Source organism: Aquimarina ulvae (assembly GCF_053613295.3).
This window is the reverse complement of record NZ_JBSIBP030000003.1, coordinates 138,751-155,531: the sequence shown is the minus strand read 5'-3', so window position 1 is coordinate 155,531 and position 16,781 is coordinate 138,751. Positions and strand designations below refer to the sequence as shown.

The 16,781-nt window shown below is 33.1% G+C and carries 16 protein-coding genes; 8 read left to right on the top strand and 8 right to left on the bottom strand.

The genetic code is table 11. The features are described from left to right. The first annotated feature begins 620 nt into the window (after window positions 1-620). From ACWGOQ_RS07560 to ACWGOQ_RS07525, 8 genes are all read left to right on the top strand, one after another. Complete coding sequence (locus ACWGOQ_RS07560; RefSeq protein ID WP_518515940.1) at window positions 621-1,325, top strand: PH domain-containing protein; 705 nt, start codon at window positions 621-623, stop codon at window positions 1,323-1,325. Window positions 1,326-1,923: 598 nt separating this feature from the next. After that, window positions 1,924-2,655: a hypothetical protein gene (locus ACWGOQ_RS07555; RefSeq protein WP_452057344.1), complete on the top strand. Its 732-nt coding sequence runs from the start codon at window positions 1,924-1,926 to the stop codon at window positions 2,653-2,655. 254 nt (window positions 2,656-2,909) lie between these two features. Beyond that, window positions 2,910-3,839 carry a fibronectin type III domain-containing protein gene (locus ACWGOQ_RS07550; protein WP_452057343.1) on the top strand — a complete coding sequence of 310 codons (930 nt, stop codon included), beginning with the start codon at window positions 2,910-2,912 and terminating at the stop codon, window positions 3,837-3,839. Window positions 3,840-3,843: 4 nt separating this feature from the next. Continuing rightward, window positions 3,844-4,314: a hypothetical protein gene (locus ACWGOQ_RS07545; protein WP_452057342.1), complete on the top strand. Its 471-nt coding sequence runs from the start codon at window positions 3,844-3,846 to the stop codon at window positions 4,312-4,314. Further along, a complete protein-coding gene (locus ACWGOQ_RS07540; RefSeq protein WP_452057341.1) occupies window positions 4,311-5,582 on the top strand; it encodes a hypothetical protein in 1,272 nt (423 codons plus the stop codon). The genes ACWGOQ_RS07545 and ACWGOQ_RS07540 overlap by 4 nt, the downstream gene beginning before the upstream one ends. Continuing rightward, window positions 5,570-5,887 (top strand): hypothetical protein, encoded by a 318-nt coding sequence (locus ACWGOQ_RS07535; protein WP_452057340.1) that lies wholly within the window; start codon window positions 5,570-5,572, stop codon window positions 5,885-5,887. The genes ACWGOQ_RS07540 and ACWGOQ_RS07535 overlap by 13 nt, the downstream gene beginning before the upstream one ends. Beyond that, entirely contained in the window at window positions 5,880-6,344 is a 465-nt protein-coding gene (locus tag ACWGOQ_RS07530; protein ID WP_452057339.1) for a PulJ/GspJ family protein, read from the top strand. Before ACWGOQ_RS07535 ends, ACWGOQ_RS07530 begins: the two co-directional genes overlap by 8 nt. Before the next feature lie 2 nt (window positions 6,345-6,346). After that, complete coding sequence (locus ACWGOQ_RS07525) at window positions 6,347-7,477, top strand: type II secretion system F family protein (protein WP_452057338.1); 1,131 nt, start codon at window positions 6,347-6,349, stop codon at window positions 7,475-7,477. Between the two features lie 4 nt (window positions 7,478-7,481). Here the strand turns inward: ACWGOQ_RS07525 and ACWGOQ_RS07520 are convergent, their stop codons facing one another. The 8 genes from ACWGOQ_RS07520 to ACWGOQ_RS07485 form a co-directional block, all read right to left on the bottom strand. Next, entirely contained in the window at window positions 7,482-7,934 is a 453-nt protein-coding gene (locus ACWGOQ_RS07520; RefSeq protein WP_452057337.1) for a hypothetical protein, read from the bottom strand. A 485-nt stretch (window positions 7,935-8,419) separates the two neighbouring features. Then, on the bottom strand, window positions 8,420-9,322 hold the full coding sequence (locus ACWGOQ_RS07515; protein WP_452057336.1) for an aldo/keto reductase: 903 nt from the start codon (window positions 9,320-9,322) through the stop codon (window positions 8,420-8,422). 43 nt (window positions 9,323-9,365) lie between these two features. Next, the gene (locus tag ACWGOQ_RS07510; RefSeq protein ID WP_452057335.1) at window positions 9,366-12,374 is read right to left on the bottom strand and encodes a serine hydrolase domain-containing protein; all 3,009 of its coding nucleotides are present in this window, start codon (window positions 12,372-12,374) and stop codon (window positions 9,366-9,368) included. A gap of 6 nt (window positions 12,375-12,380) precedes the next feature. Then, the gene (locus ACWGOQ_RS07505) at window positions 12,381-12,866 is read right to left on the bottom strand and encodes an ABC transporter ATPase (protein WP_452057334.1); all 486 of its coding nucleotides are present in this window, start codon (window positions 12,864-12,866) and stop codon (window positions 12,381-12,383) included. Window positions 12,867-12,985: 119 nt separating this feature from the next. Next, complete coding sequence (locus ACWGOQ_RS07500; RefSeq protein WP_452057333.1) at window positions 12,986-13,777, bottom strand: (Fe-S)-binding protein; 792 nt, start codon at window positions 13,775-13,777, stop codon at window positions 12,986-12,988. Between the two features lie 65 nt (window positions 13,778-13,842). Continuing rightward, window positions 13,843-14,289: an LNS2 domain-containing protein gene (locus tag ACWGOQ_RS07495; protein ID WP_452057332.1), complete on the bottom strand. Its 447-nt coding sequence runs from the start codon at window positions 14,287-14,289 to the stop codon at window positions 13,843-13,845. Between the two features lie 152 nt (window positions 14,290-14,441). Continuing rightward, on the bottom strand, window positions 14,442-15,761 hold the full coding sequence (locus tag ACWGOQ_RS07490) for a 4Fe-4S dicluster domain-containing protein (protein ID WP_452057331.1): 1,320 nt from the start codon (window positions 15,759-15,761) through the stop codon (window positions 14,442-14,444). A gap of 12 nt (window positions 15,762-15,773) precedes the next feature. Beyond that, window positions 15,774-16,718 (bottom strand): MlaD family protein, encoded by a 945-nt coding sequence (locus ACWGOQ_RS07485; protein WP_452057330.1) that lies wholly within the window; start codon window positions 16,716-16,718, stop codon window positions 15,774-15,776. Window positions 16,719-16,781 lie beyond the last annotated feature (63 nt).

Below are 16,781 nucleotides of genomic sequence, written 5' to 3'. Positions count from 1 at the left end.
TAGCTGATTTTTTAATATTTAAACTCAACCTCTTACAGACCACCTCTGAATTTCGACATCCAGCCTCTGAAATCCAACACCAAATCAGAAAAAAATGGAAAAAATCAAATTTCTATGGTAACATAATCAGACATAATGACACTTACTTATATAATAAAGAAAAAAGAGATAAAATTAACAGTAGCTAAATTAAAAATTATATGAGCAATATTGGTATTACGTGGAGTATCGAAAGATTACTTCTTAACATTTTTAAGCATTTATTAACAATAGTAAAATTCCCTTTACGGTTTTGCCTTAAACCACTATACTCGCGCTCTTCTTCTTGCTACCCCAAAATAGAAGAATAACAAAGTTTTAAGATATAATCGCTGCATAGTGCTATGTTACTGTGCAAAACTTCTATTGCTTTAGTTTAAAAAAATAGAACCGTGGATTATCAACAATCCACAGAAAAGTGCTGGACCGAGAGCACTATTTGGTGTAGGAGCAGCAACGGTTGAAAAAGGATATGATGTTTTCGTTAATCCTGATGGTCCAGTTCAAGGAAATCTAAATTTTAACTTTAGTTTTCCTAATATAAATAGAGGGTTTAGTATGTTTCGTTAATTATTAAAAAGATGATGCAAGAGTATTCCAATTTACCATATAAAAAAGTATTTCTATACAAACCCTTGATATTAATGATATTAATAAGTTTAGGAATACTATCATTTGTTCTAGTAGGTAGTTCTGAGTCAGTAGCGCTTAGAGGTATTCAGGTTACTATGCTATGGGGGATATTAGTTTATCTACTCCCTTTATTGATATTATTTTTTAACTATAGGAAAAAAAATAGAAACATTAGTTTAAAAATTGAAAACCATAATATTCACTATTACAACAATAAGGAAAATTTAAATTCTTTCACCTTTAGAGTAGAGAGTATTGACAAAGTAGTTTTTAATCAATCCTTTCCACTCTATTATAACAATGTTAGATTATTTTTTTGGGATGAATACTACTATGCCCTTGTGCGATTAAAAAACGGAGAAAAAATAGTTGTGACTTGTTTATTATGTGATGAATTTGAGAAATTCATACCTAGTCATCTGATAGTTGAAAAAAGAAGATTATTTCCTTTAATTGATTTATCTTCTTCCAGTTCTTCTATACGACAAGGAAAAGAAAACAATAACAATGAAAGGATTAATGCTTTGATGTCGAAATTCAAAAGTAAATCTCAAGAAGAACTAGAAAATATTATACTTAATGAAGGTAGTTATCAAAAAGAAGCAGTTCAGGCAGCAAGAAATTTGTTGAAATCTCGTTCACTACAGAATTGAATTAAAAATCTAAAACATATTAGAAATAGTAACGATCTTATAAAATAGCTTGTTGATGTTTTTATAGGATATTGTTAATGTTTTATCGAACTTCGAAAGCCTCAGCCTTCAGGATGGATCGCATCATTAATAACACTTAATAGTATAGTCTGATTTTCTCTTTGATTTCCAAAATAAAAGTCTAGTTTCTAGTAATTCTGATACGAATTTTAAAATAAATATTTAACATTTCTATAACAAAAATCGTAGAAATATACTCAAAACCCACTTATATAAGTGCCCCCTAGGTGCTCTGGAGGTAGGGAAAGGGTACTTATGAAGTGCCCCCTTTAGCACAACGGATTGTTAATTTTTTAACAAAATAATAAAACATTGAACGTCTAGCCTCGCACATCCGACGTGCAACATCCAATACGAAACACCCAAACCAAAAATTTAATCAAAACAGGGGTAACATTTTACACCAAACTGACACTATATAATAAGAAACCACAGGTACCGGTCATAATACTCATAATAATCAGCGCCTTACTAGTATAATTAGCTGTCTTCTATTATCTTTGGCGGCTCATTTTGTGGTAGATACAAAACATAGTTTATGCAATTCAAAAAATATAGTTTAGTAGTAATTAGTGTTATCTGTTTTGCCGGATGTCGTAGTATATCCGTGAACAAATCTGCTATGCACACTGCTACCACAACTCCGGTAGCAATAGGGGTTATCGGGATACATGAAAATCATATGCGTACTACCAATTTTCAGGTAACCGCCATACCGATTTATAAAAAAGGAATCCGGGTAGGAATTACTGCAACAGGTTTTAATAAAACTACTTACAATGCATATCTGGAGGCTTCAACTAATGACAATCAAAAAATTGTCTACATAGATTCTTTAGAAACTAAACCAGAGTTTCTAAAAATTGAATTGATTGATTGGGTCACCATTATTGCAGAACTTCAGCAAGAATATAATCAACAAACTATAGCATATCTAAAACGACAAGCGGATGCAGAAATAATCTCTTCTGTTTCTATAGCAGTGTCCCAACAGACTATTACTGACATACAAAAAGCAGAAGCAGTGTTCTTAGTAAACGAAAACTACAAACAATATGGATTAGCTTTGGTAAAAGATGGTAAAACCTATAAAACCATCGATTTTGCAGATACTACCATATTTGGATACCGATTATCTTATTTCTGCTGGGGAGAAAATGATAAAAGAAGAGCAGCGCTTTTTGACATTGTAGATGAAAATGATAATTGCCCAAAACATACCTATAAAAATGCTGAAAAAGCGAAAGAAAAAATAAATTATTTTAAGTGATAATAAATATAGTAAGTTGTAATCAATGTATTCTTTAAAAGAATTGATAATCGTTATAAAACAACGCTTTAAAAATCTTTTTTTTCCAGTGTAAGATTTCTTTTACTTTAAGAAATCATGAAGCCTTGGAAAGATTTTAGTGAAAAATCTGGTTTTCAGTGAAACTAAAAAACATCTTTAAAAAGTGCTTTATTTTGGTTCCGTTTTATTTGGGCAAACAAAGAAAATGAACAAGTATTACTAAAAAGATAAATATGAAAAAACACTTTATATATAGTTTAGCACTGTTGGCAATTGTTCCAGGTTGCGAAGAAATCTTGTTTGAAGAAGACATAACCGATGCTGTAGTTATCTTGATTGCTCCTTCTGATGGATCGCAAGTAGAAAACACATCAGTTTCTTTTAGTTGGAATGCTGTAGATCAGGCTACCTCATACCGACTTCAGATTGCGAAACCCACATTTGAGAACGCAGTACAAATTGTAGAAGATACTACAGTAACAAACACTAATTTTAGTGTTAGCCTGGTAAAAAACGAGTATGAATGGCGTGTACGTGCTCAGAATTCGGCATCACAAACCACGTACACGACTGCAGGTTTTAATGTGATAGAAAGTGAAGATTTTTCTGCCAGAGAGGTACTATTATCAGCTCCACAAAATAATCTGATTACAAATAATACGACTGTTACGTTACAATGGCAACCAGTAACGGATGCCATAACGTATCGTATACAATTATTGAATGATAATGATCAGGTGATTGATGAAAGTACAAGTGCTACGAATTCTATTCAGGGTGTGTTTCCAGAAGGAATTATCAGGTGGCAGGTTCGGGCGGAAAATGATACCCAAAGTACACTCTATTTTAGTAGGACACTTACGGTTGACACCATGAACCCTCTAAAACCAGTTGCGACAGCACCGGCTAACCAGACAACAGTAACCAATACCGTCGTTTCTTTTTCCTGGACTAGGGAAACCCTGGAAGGTACTACAGAGTTAGACAGTATTTATGTATACCGTAATGAGCAATTAACAGATCTGGCGACTAAAGATCAGGTGACTTCTCCTGCAGATATTACATTAGATGCGAGTGACACCTATTATTGGTTCGTCAAAGCTTTTGATGAAGCGTCCAATCAAAGTGAAGCCAGTGATACCTTCAGTTTTACAATAAATTAGCAGGATGTTAAAAGGAAAAAAAGGATTGTATATCTTATTACCACTCGTGGTATTTATCTGGGGAGCTATCATTTTTCAGGTAGTAGATGCATTTTCTGATGACGACCCTGTTGTTTCTGATATTACAAAGGTATCTTTTGCAGCAATAGAAACCAAAGAGCGAGAAAAATTTACTATTGGAGAAGTAGATCGAGATCCTTTTTTAGGAACTATCTATCGCCCAAAAAAGATACTTAAAATAAGTACAAAGCCCATCATAAAAAAACAAGAGGTTGTCTGGCCATCTATCCGTTATAAAGGTTTGGTGGCTGATCAAAACAATGCTACCGTAATATTTTTGGTAGAAATCAACGGATCGGATCAATTGATGAAAATCAAAGATTCATTTTCTGAAATCAAACTTATCAAAAGTTCTTCTGGCTCGATAAAACTACGTTACAAAGGTGAAACCAAGCAATTTCAAATTTTGAATTGAAAATATTCTACAAAATAAAAGCGCAAGCCATGCAGTTTGCATTGCTCATTTCTGTAATTATTGCAATCATATTGAGTGCTTTTTTATTGCTTACCCACGTACAGTCATTTTTTAGGATTAAATCTAAAGAGTTAATCCAAACTACGGAATTAGCTAACCTCCAAATATTCGAATCCCTGGATACGGCAACTATATCAAACGATACTATTCGTACTGTTCTAGATACAAAAACTTTAAAATTAACTACTGATTATCACGGAGCTTGGACAAAAACATTTTCAGAAGTAATCCTAAGACAAAGAAAAGTTAGCAAGGTTGCTTTTTCTGGAGCTGTTTTAAATCAAAAAACACCCAACCTATATTTAGTTAATAAAAATGCTCCACTGGTAGTAGTAGGTAATACACGACTAGAGGGCATTAGTTATGTTCCAAAACAAGGTATCAAAGCAGGTAATATATCAGGCACTTATTATCAGGGATCCAGTTTGTATTATGGACGCACGATAGAGAGTAAAGAAATAATTCCGGAGCTGGATAATCAATGGCACTCCTACCTCGAATCCCTTTTAAAAGGAGGGTATATCAAAGAAGATCTAATGATTTCACTTGAAAAGGAAGTTAAAAACTCATTTCATAACACTCCGAAGGTTATTTATAGTCAAAAATCTATTATTCTGGGAGATGAAAAAATATCCGGAAATGTGATCATACAATCAGCATCTAGCATCATAATTACCGCTGCTTCTCAATTGACAGACGTTGTATTGATTGCCCCAACCATTATTGTTCAGGATTATACAAAAGGACGATTTCAACTAATTGCATCCAAAAAAATTAAAGTTGGAAAACAGTGCCACCTCTCTTACCCTTCTTCGATTACACTTTTAGATAAAAATAGTACTCCAAAAGTAAATCAGGCGAATGGTTCTCAAAACAGAATCCCAGACTTCAGTATTGATAAAAATACAATTATTGAAGGTTCTATAAGCTACTTACAAAAGAAATCAGCTATCCGAGACCGAATTAAAACACATTTAAAAGTAGAAAGCAACGTTAAAATAATTGGTGAAGTCTATTGCCAAGGTAATATTGAGTTTTTGGGCACTGTACAAGGATCTTTATATACCCAACAATTCATAGCTCATCAATCAGGGTCGGTGTATCTTAATCACTTATATAACGGTAAAGTTCTTGTAAACCCTATTCGTAAGTATGCAGGACTTCCGTTTAAAAACTCAAAAAAGAGTATAGCAAAATGGTTATATTAAAAAAAATACGTGCTGCTACTTTAATTGAGACCCTAACAGCTTCGGTACTGATTATTATTGTGTTTATGATCGCTAGTTTAAGTTTTAATAACATATTCACCAACCATTTAAAAAGGGATCAAAGTGCCATAGAAAACAGAATAAAAGAATTAAAATATCATATAATTCACGATAACCTAACATTACCATATACAGAAGATTTTGGTCTTTGGGAAATAGAAATTATTACCAGAAATAATAAAAATATTGTAGTATATAGTAGTGGGGATAGTACTTACGAAAAACAATTAAGTATACTTGAATAATGCTTCTCATAAAATAAAAGCCTTTACCTTAACCGAAATGATGGTTGTTATCGTGCTTTCTGCCATTGTAGTCGGTTTGGCCTTTACTATTTTAGGAATTGTTCAAAACAATATGAGAAGTATTGAAAATAATTATGAATACAAATCGCAAATACAATCTCTGGAAGTAGCCCTGACAGTAGATTTTAATAGATACCCTAGAATACAGCTGAATCCAAATGAAAATATATTAAGGTTTTCGTCACCCATTCAAGAAAGAGTGTATACATTTAGTTCTGACAGCATCTCCAATGATATCGATTTATTTATACTAAAAACCAAGGACATCATCTATTATTTTGAAGGAGAGGAAGTAACTACTGGAGATATAGACGCTATAAAACTTACCTTTGATAAAACGACTGACTTACATCGTATTTTTATTTACAAACATAATGATCCGACAATCTATTTCTGAACATGGGAATTAAAATTGAAAATACAAATAACACAAAACAAAAGAACAACTCTTTTAATATGACGGAAATTCTCACGAAAGAAATTACCTTATTTGGAAGTGCCTTTAGCAGTAAAAAAAAGGAACAATGGTATGCGGAGATTAGTGTTTTATTAAAATCCGGAATTGATCTAAAAAGTGGTTTAGAATTGTTGTCAGAAACCCAAAAAAAAGAAAAAGATCAAAAATTAATGACCTCAATGCTATCTAAACTCATCGATGGTAGCGCTTTTTCCGAAATACTAAAAGCAGATAAAAATTTTACTGATTACGAATATTATGCAGTAAAAATCGGTGAGCAAACTGGAGAATTAGCACAAATTACATTAGAGTTAAGCGAGTTTTATAAAAGAAAAAATGATTTACGAAGAGAAATCATTTCTGCACTTACCTACCCTATTATAGTACTGCTTACAGCATTAATAGTAATCTTTTTTATGCTACGATATGTAGTGCCCATGTTTGTTGATATTTTTAAACAAAATAAAGTGGATCTCCCTTGGATTACAGAGGCGATTATTAACTTTTCTAATTTTACTGCCGATCACAGCTTGCTTATATTAGGGGGTATCGTTATAGGAATAGTGTCAATTACTTTGGTATCTAAAAAGAAATGGTATCGCAAGTTTTTAGGAAATCTACAGCTTAAAATACCTATCCTTGGAAATTACTTTAGAAGAATCTATATGGCTCAATTTACGCAGGCTCTTTCTTTATTAACCTACGCAAAAGTTCCTATGGTGGATAGTATAAATTTAGTGAAAAATATGATTAATTTTTATCCCCTACAAAAAGGTTTGCACACAACTAATCAAGCTGTTATTGCAGGAGATAAATTAAGTACAGCATTTGCAAAAAGTCCAATTTTTGATAAAAAATTAATCGCTATGATTCGAGTAGCTGAAGAAACTAATCAAACTGAATTTATCTTTCAAAAGCTTAATGAGCAGTATAATCAACAGGTAAAACATCAATCCCAATTGATTTCAAACGTTTTAAATCCTGTTTTAACTATAATGGTTGGGATTATCGTAGGAGTTATTTTGATTGCTATGTATTTACCTATGTTTAAACTAAGCAGTGTGATAGGATAACAACCTATCCCGTCATTACAGAAGTCCGTATCGAATATTCATCTATACTGGAAAGATTACTGAGCGAATGGATCTGATGTGAAGTATTGCTAATAATATCTTCATAAAAGGCCAATATCTTTGCATCAAAACCAGGAGTATCTTCTGCGGTAATTTTAAAGATATCCATCTGATAGATAAAATTATTAAGGATATGATGACTAGAAGAAAGCATTGCCTTATAAATCTTCAATTTTGCATTTTCTAATTTGATTTTTTTAACACGTCTGCGCATATCCAATACAAGGAAGATAGAGAATATCAAAAAAGGAATGATAAACTTATCAAACTCATACTGCTCTAACGTGGCTAGAAATAGTAATAGACGCTCATAAAGATCGATTTCTAAAAAAATAGCGGAGAAATACACGAACACAGATATAGATAATCCGATGATCGTAAGTTTGTAATTGTTCATTAGCGGGGTTACGAGGTTTAAAGTAATGACGATTTGTGTTTGTTTTAGTACATTATGATTTTAATAATTCTGGATAAAATCATAGAGGTCGTTTGTTAAGCCAGTTAAATGTACAAAAAAATAATAAAACAAATAGTTTAACCGTAATTTATTAACAATTAACACATAATTACTCACAACCTTATTGAAATGACTACCAATACATCTTATAAAAATCAAGCTACGGCACACATATCCCTACACAACCATAACCATGGATTTTTTAGTAACGTTCATCTGAATTAAATGCCTACCATTATGATCAAACGAAACAAGTACTTTATACATGTGTCGTTCAGTATTGTTTTGTTACCTTGATATTCTATTTTTTTTTGACTTATTACGACGCACAAAAATCAATATTTAACAATGATTTTTACTTCCTATCTGTACCTACTCATAAAATTACCGATAGAATCTCTTTTTGAGTTCATAAATCAAAGTAATCAGGCTACTTCTTCGCCTGTTGATGCTTCCCATATCATAAACCATTCTTCATCTGTAATTTCTAGCGACAAAGCATCAACTGCAGAGTGAATACGATTTATTTTAGTGGATCCAATAACAGGTATTATCCGAGAAGGATGTTTTACTAACCAAGAGGTTAGTATTTGATCTGCCGATACACCATACTTGTTTTTTAGCGTTTTAACAACGTTATTAATTCGTATTACCCGCTCACTTGGGTTTTTTGAGAAGAATTTACCTCCGGCTAAAGTAGAATATGCCATAGGCTTGATATTATAGTTTAGGCATTGGTCTAAAGAGCCATCAGTAAAGGGATTTAAATGGACAGGAGAAACTTCAATCTGATTTGTTTGCAAAGGAAAAACAGCTTGTAACATCTGAAACTGAGAAGTGGTAAAATTAGATACTCCAAAGTGTAATACTTTTCCATTAGATTTTAATTTATCAAAAGCCTCTGCTATTTCTGAAGGATTCATTAGAGGACTTGGTCTGTGAATTAACAATAGATCTATACGGTCTGTTTGTAAATTTTTGAGCGATTGTTCTACCGATTCTATGATATATTTCTTAGTAGTCTTATATGATTTTATTTGATTATCCGGTCTATGAGGTGTCACAAGTCTTATACCACATTTAGTGACCAATTGCATCTTTTCTCTTAATGCAATATTCCCTTTTATAACATTCCCAAATAGGGCTTCTGTAGTGTAATGCCCATAAATATCAGCATGATCAAATGTAGTCACCCCAATAGAAAGACAATCTTCTATCAATTTTTGTGACTGATTAGTTGTAAGATTTGCTCCCCATACACCCCAGTTCATACAACCTGCTACAATCTTGGAAAATATCGGTCCATTTTCTGAAATTTTTGTATTCATTCTCTTTTAAATTTTTGATGGCACTCAAAAAAAAAACAACTTACTAATAGTTTATAGCTTCATAAATCAATCGTTGAATTTCTGATCGAATATCATTTGATATCAGCTTACGATTAGCAGCATCCGGAAACGTGCGGTTACTTAAAAACACATAAATAATTTCTTCATCTGGATCTGCCCAAGTAAATGTGCCAGTAAAACCACTATGGCCATAACTATTCATGGAGATACAACCACAGGTTGGTCCTACAGTACCTAATTGGGGTTTATCAAAACCAACACCTCTTCGCACGTCTTTATCACAGTATGTACAGGTATTAAATTCTGCTATTGTTTGACTATTTATATATTGTTTACCTCCATAATATCCTTCATTAAGATACATTTGCATCATTTTCGTAACATCATTTGCATTCGCAAATAACCCTGCGTGACCACCAATACCCCCAAACATTGCTGCTCCCTGATCGTGCACATATCCATGAACAATTTCTTTCCTATAAGCTTGATCATTCTCAGTGGGAACAATGCGTTTTCTATCAAATTTATTTAAAGGTAAATAGCCCATATTATTTGCTCCCATTACTCGATAAAAGTGTTGCTGTGTCAGTGCATCTAAATTATTTTCATAGTGTTTTTCTATAAATGATTTCATAAGATAATACGGAAGGTCACTATACTTATAACTTAGCCTACTTCTTAATTCACTATCTTTTATTCGCAACATCAGCGAGTCCTTCATATCACTTCTCAGATAAAGATTGCCGGTTACTTTAATATTAAAATCATCAGAACGCTTATACCTATAATATTTCTTATCTGGTTTTGAGGTTATTGTGTCTAGGGTTTTTAAGTAAAAAGGAATCCAGGCTCTCAATCGTGCGTAATGAGACAGCATCGATCTCACGGTAATATCTTTTTTATTGGAATCACTAAAAGAAGGAAGCATCTCTCCTACCCGAGTATCTAACGATAAAATACCTTTATCTTTGAGTTCCATCGTGAGCGGTAATGTTGAAAGAATTTTTGTTAAAGAAGCAAGGTCATAAATATCTGTACTCTTAACTTTTCTGGATTTTGCATACGTATGATATCCGTAATTTTTATTAAAAATTACTTTGCCTTTTCTCGCGACAATAAGCTGCAATCCTGGTACCATTTCTTCTCTTAGTGCGATATTAACTATAGAATCAATCCGTTCTAATTTATGAGAATTCATACCTACTGTCTCCGGAATACCATAGGTAAGGCGTTTCAAAGACCTAGTCTCCAGTCCGGTGTCTATAGGAAAATCGGCTCCCAGGCTTACAGGAAGCTTTCCTTTAGCCTCAATTGCGCCAAAAAGTAATTGTGCAGCTTTGTGCTGTGTCACAGTACTGTTTTGATATGCCATTAAGATTCCTTCAAAATTGGTGGTTGTCTGTAGGTCTAACATAGCATAAGGCCTAGAAAAAACACTAAGCACAGTATTGTTAAGCCTGGCTATTTCATAAAGCCACACCAATTCTTTATCTTCAAATTTATAATCCTTCCACGGGTTATCATTTGATGTATGCAAACCAACAATAACATAATTATAATTTTGCAACTGATCCAAAATATCCGAAAGCTGATTACCTTTAATCCAGTCTACTCTAGTGTATTTATTCAATTCTTTTAAAAACTCTTCTCCGGAATCACTACCCAGAGAAACATAGGCTATTTTTTTTAAATCTAAATTTTTAACAGGTAGAATTCCATGTTTATTTTTAATTAGTGTTAAGGAGTTTTCTACTAGCCTATGATGAAGCACTTCATTAGCAATACTATTAAGTTCTTCATTTAGGTACTCTGTTTTTATAGGCTTATATGTATGAAGTCCTGCTTTGTATTTGGCCAGCAAAATTTTTTTAACAGAAATTGATAAACGCTCTTCGGTAATTTCGCCTGCATAATAAGCTGAAACGATTTTTTGAGACGCCAATGGAACATCTTCAGATATTAAAAGAATGTCATTTCCTGCTTTTAGTGCGGCCAGATCAATATCACCGGGAGCTTTAAAATCCGAAGCTCCTTTCATATTCAATGCATCTGTTATAATTAATCCTTTAAAACCAAGGCTATCTTGTAAAACACGAGTCACTACATTTTCAGAAATTGAAGATGGGTATCCCGATCTGGCTTCTAAACTCGGAATATTAAGATGTGCGACCATAACACTCGACAACCCATCCGCAATCAATTTTCGGTAAGGATATAGTTCGATACTATCGATTCTTTGTTGATCAAAAATAATAGTTGGTAATGTTTTATGAGAATCACTGTCGGTATCGCCATGACCTGGAAAGTGCTTTGCACTGGCCAGTACCCCTTCTTTTTGCATGCCTGTCATAAAGGCCAGTGCTTTTTCTGTGACATTGTCTTTATCTTCTCCAAACGAACGATTGCCTATGATAGGATTTTTGGGATTCGTATTTATATCCACAACCGGAGCAAAATTCATATGAACTCCTAATCGTTTACAATGTTTTGCTATTTGCCTACCCGTTTCTTCTACTAAACTATTATCCTGAATTGCACCCAAGGTCATATTCCAAGGAAATGCTTTAGTAGAATCCAATCGCATAGCCAACCCCCATTCTGCATCCATCCCGACAAGCAAAGGAACTTTGGATAATGCTTGATACTCGTTGTTTAATTTAACCTGTCGTTGTGGTCCTCCTTTGGAAAAGATCACACCCCCTATATGATACTCCTCAATTAGCTTTTTTATTTTATCTGTATCTTTTTTAGGTTTTGAAGAGAAAACATCTACCATAAATAACTGACCTACTTTTTCCTTTAAAGTCATTTTATTGTAAATACTATCTACCCATAATCTTTGCGCATCATATTCTTTTTCGACCACAAGCGGATTTAATCGTACTTGGTGTGCTTTAAGAATTAATGTCAGCGAGTCAGTCTTATTTCCTGCAACAGTATCTTTCTTTACCACATCAGATTCTTGAGAAAAAAGAGATACTGTGAAAATAAAAATTATAAAGGAAAAATATTTTTCAAAAATATATTGCACAAATAACTAGTTTAAAAAACGATTATGCCAACTATCCTTAGCAGGAACTTCCCAATCTGTCTTATATTCGGCAATATTAGTGACTAAATTATTGAATACAATAGTGTTAGGAGATACCGATTTGTTCTTTGCCATCTTCCTAAAATCTATTAATGACTTATAGGCAATAAATTCTCCTTGTTTATAAGATACATTCATCTTATCCATTAAGTCTACATTATAATCGCTTTCCAGTTTCTGTATAAAACGTACTGAAGCATCTATAGAACAACCCGTTGCCTGATTCATTTCTTGATCCAGCGCAATGGTAATAAATCGTTTATACTTTATATCATATCCTGCTCTGAGATCAGCTCCGTGTGCGGTCCAGGCGGTAATAAAGGTATTTAATTTGTCCTTTATTTCATCTAACTCCTCTATCGTAAAGGATCGGTTAGCCTGGTATATCCAAATTCTTGAGGTATCCGAAAGTTCATTAAAATCTACTAACATCTGCTTTCTTTTTATTTTCTAAAATAACAAAAACTATTTCTAATTTTAGTAATAAAAAAGAGTTAATATGAACAAACATATCAACTCCTTCATTATTGTATAAATTATATAAAAATATTCTAAAGGTCTTGAGCATTAGCAATCAGTTCTGCAACATCCATCACTTCTATACTATCCTCTTTTTCTTTATTTTTAACACCGTCTGTCATCATGGTATTACAAAAAGGACATCCAGCTGCAATAATATCAGGTTTTGTCTCCAGTGCATCCTCAGTTCTTTCGATATTAACATCTTTATGACCAGGTTCTGGCTCTTTAAACATTTGTGCTCCTCCTGCTCCACAGCATAAACCATTGCGTTTACAACGTTTCATTTCTACAAGCTCAACTTCTAGTTTTCTTAGAAGATCTCTGGGAGCTTCGTATACACTATTGGCTCTGCCCAGATAACAAGGATCATGAAATGTTATTCGTTTTCCTTTAAACTTACCTCCTTCGACAGATAACCTTCCTTCATCCAAAAGAGACTTTAGGAACTGTGTATGGTGCATAACTTCATAATCACCACCTAATACAGGGTACTCATTTTTTAATGTGTTGAAACAATGAGGACAAGCCGTAACCACTTTTTTGATTTCATAAGCATTCATTACCTCTATATTGGTAACTGCCTGCATCTGAAATAAAAATTCATTCCCTGATCTTTTAGCAGGATCACCAGTACAACTTTCCTCTGTACCTAATACAGCAAAGTCTACATTAGCGTTATGAAGTAACTTAACAAAAGCTTTCGTAATTTTCTTGGCTCTGTCATCAAAACTACCAGCACAGCCAACCCAAAATAAAACTTCCGGTTTTTTTCCTTCTGCCATGTACTCTGCCATTGTTGGCACCTTTACTGTTTCACTCATATGTATATACTATTTATATGTAAATGGATTTTTGGCTTGAAAAGTTTCGAACCAAAAACCTGTATCTAATCATGTTTACCATCATCAAAAACTTCGATAGTTACCACTCGTTCTACTAATTCAGTAAATTTACCAGTGTAGCGAGTAGCTTTTACGAGGTGATTATCAATCCAATGATAATTTCCTCCTCTTGGTTTACCCATTAAAAGACTATGATATTTGAATCCATGTGTATTTAACCACGTTTCTGTTACTTCTCTATGGTCTTCTGTTCTGGAGGTAAAAAAACATATAATATGTCCTTCTTCATACCACTTGTTTAATGTAGTTAATGCATCTGGAAATGGTTCACAAGTAACCATTCTTTCTGGCTCTTCATTAGGTACGTCTTCGGTAATGGTTCCATCAATGTCAATAAGATAATTTTTAATACCTTCTGGTAAGACAGGACTAATATGCTCACCCTCTTCTACCTTATCGTGTAATAATTTCTCTACTTCTTCCTTCTTCATAATTTCTAAGTTCTCTTTAATTTTTAAAACTTTTGGTTAATAGTTATGGTTAATTAAAATCGTTATAAATTCTTAATTATTAATTTTTACTTCTTTTCATATTGATTATTGAAATCAAAACGCTTAATAGAAATAATAATTAAACAATAAAATTATTCCTTACTCCAGTTTAATCTATCCATTTGGTTAAATGGCCAAGGAGCTCCATTGTTTTCTATATTTGACATCATATTATTAAGATCTGATGGTGCTGCACTTTGCTCCATAACTAAGTATCTTCTCATATCTAAAATAATCGATAATGGATCGATGCTTATAGGACAAGCTTCTACACATGCGTTACAACTTGTGCACGCCCATAATTCTTCTGTGGTTATATAATCATTCAACAATTTTTTTCCATCATCCACAAAACTACCATTCTTATCAATGTTTTCTCCTACTTCTTGCAGGCGATCTCTGGTATCCATCATAATTTTTCTAGGCGACAACTTCTTACCTGTTTGGTTTGCTGGACATTCGCTGGTACAACGGCCACACTCTGTACAGGTATATGAATTTAGTAACTGAACCCAATTAAGATCCATTACATCAGATGCACCAAATGTTGAAGGCTCTGCTTCTGTTTCTTCTTCGGCAGGAGTAGCAAATGGATCTGCATTAGGATCCATCATAAGCATAACTTCTTTAGTCACTGCTTCAAGATTATCCATTTGTCCTTTTGGTTTTAGACTTCCATAGTAGGTATTAGGAAATGCCAAAAGAATATGTAAATGTTTGGAGAAATATAAATAATTAAGAAATATTAAAATCCCTATAATATGTAACCACCAAGCTCCTCGTTCTATAAGAATTAATGTTCCTTCTTCCATCCCATTAAACAAAGGTGTAATGAATTGACTAACAGGATAAGCTCCTGCTTTTACATAATGCGCTGCACCCAGACTCTGCAGTTGTAAGTCTGCAGCATTCATGGTGAGAAACAATGTCATGAGAACAACTTCAAAATATAAAATAATATTACCGTCGTTCTTAGGCCACCCTTTTAACGTTTTAAACCGTCGTATGTTGATCACATTTCTTCTAATCCAAAATATAAAAACACTTACTAAAACTAAAAGGGCTAAAATTTCAAAAGAACCAATCAAGAAATCATAAAAGCCTCCTAAAAAGCTGAAGATTCTATGTGTCCCTAAAATACCATCTATGATAATTTCAAGAACTTCAATATTAATAATAATAAATCCTAAATAGACAATGACGTGCAATATCCCTGCAATTGGCCTTCTTACCATTTTAGACTGCCCAAAAGCAATCAACATCATATTATTGAAACGCTCTTTTTTATTGTCTGTGCGATCTACATCCGTACCTAATCGAATATTTCGAATGACCTTACGAATGTTTTTAGTAAAATATCCAATCCCTGCTATTAAAGCAATTATGAATACGATATTAGGAATATATTGCATAGTTTGGAATAGTTAGTTTATCGTATCTGTCGGTGGTACATATGGTTTATTCTTTTTACCAAAGACCGATACATTAATATATCGAGTAGGGTTTAATCGCACGTCTTCTAATAATAGCTCCAGTTCGTAGGTTGCTCTTTCTAGATTATCATATAATTTATCATCCTTTATTAATTTCCCAACGGTTCCTTGATCCAAACTAGTAACTGTTTTATTAATATTAGTTAAAACGGTTTCTAAATCATTCCCTAGTCTTTCTACATCAACTTTTGATAATGAATTGGTAAATTGGTTAAGTTCTGAAGACATTTCCTCGAGGTTATTAAACGTTGTATTTAATTTTTTCTCATTTCCTGCCAACACAGTATTTAAAGAGTTTGAAACATTTCTAAAATTCTTCATTGTGACACTTAGGTCATTAAAAATCGAATTTAGATTTTTTTTATTATCTGTGGATAATACGCCATTGACTGAAGTTAATAGAGTATCAGCATCAGAAATAGCAGTTTCTAGCTTGAGCTGTAAAGGAGTAAGTTTTTCATTTACTAGCTCTAAAAGTCCTGCTTCGATTCGTCCAGGTAATGTATCCTGATCTTTTGCTTCCAAACCCGCCTCATAAATGGGGATTATTGCTAAGGACTTTCCTCCTATTAATCCGCCTCCATAAACTTTTGCCTCACTGTTTTTAGAGAACGAAAACTCGCTGTCCACATTAAACTTTACAATAAGCTTGCCTGTTTTGTCTGCAAAACCAATAGATAGTACCTTTCCAACGACCAAGCCATTAATAGTTACCGGAGAAGAGGGTATTAGCCCTTCTACGTTATCATAAATCGCATAAAATGTTCGGTCGTCTTCTAAAAGGTTTTTACCTTTCAGAAAACTATAACCAAAAATCAGAAGTGCTATAGCAGATAGCGCTAAAATTCCTGTTTTAACTTCTCGAGTAAATTTCAAAATAGTATATATTTAGAACACAAATTTAGAATAAAAAATATACTTCCAAAGATTATTAACGAA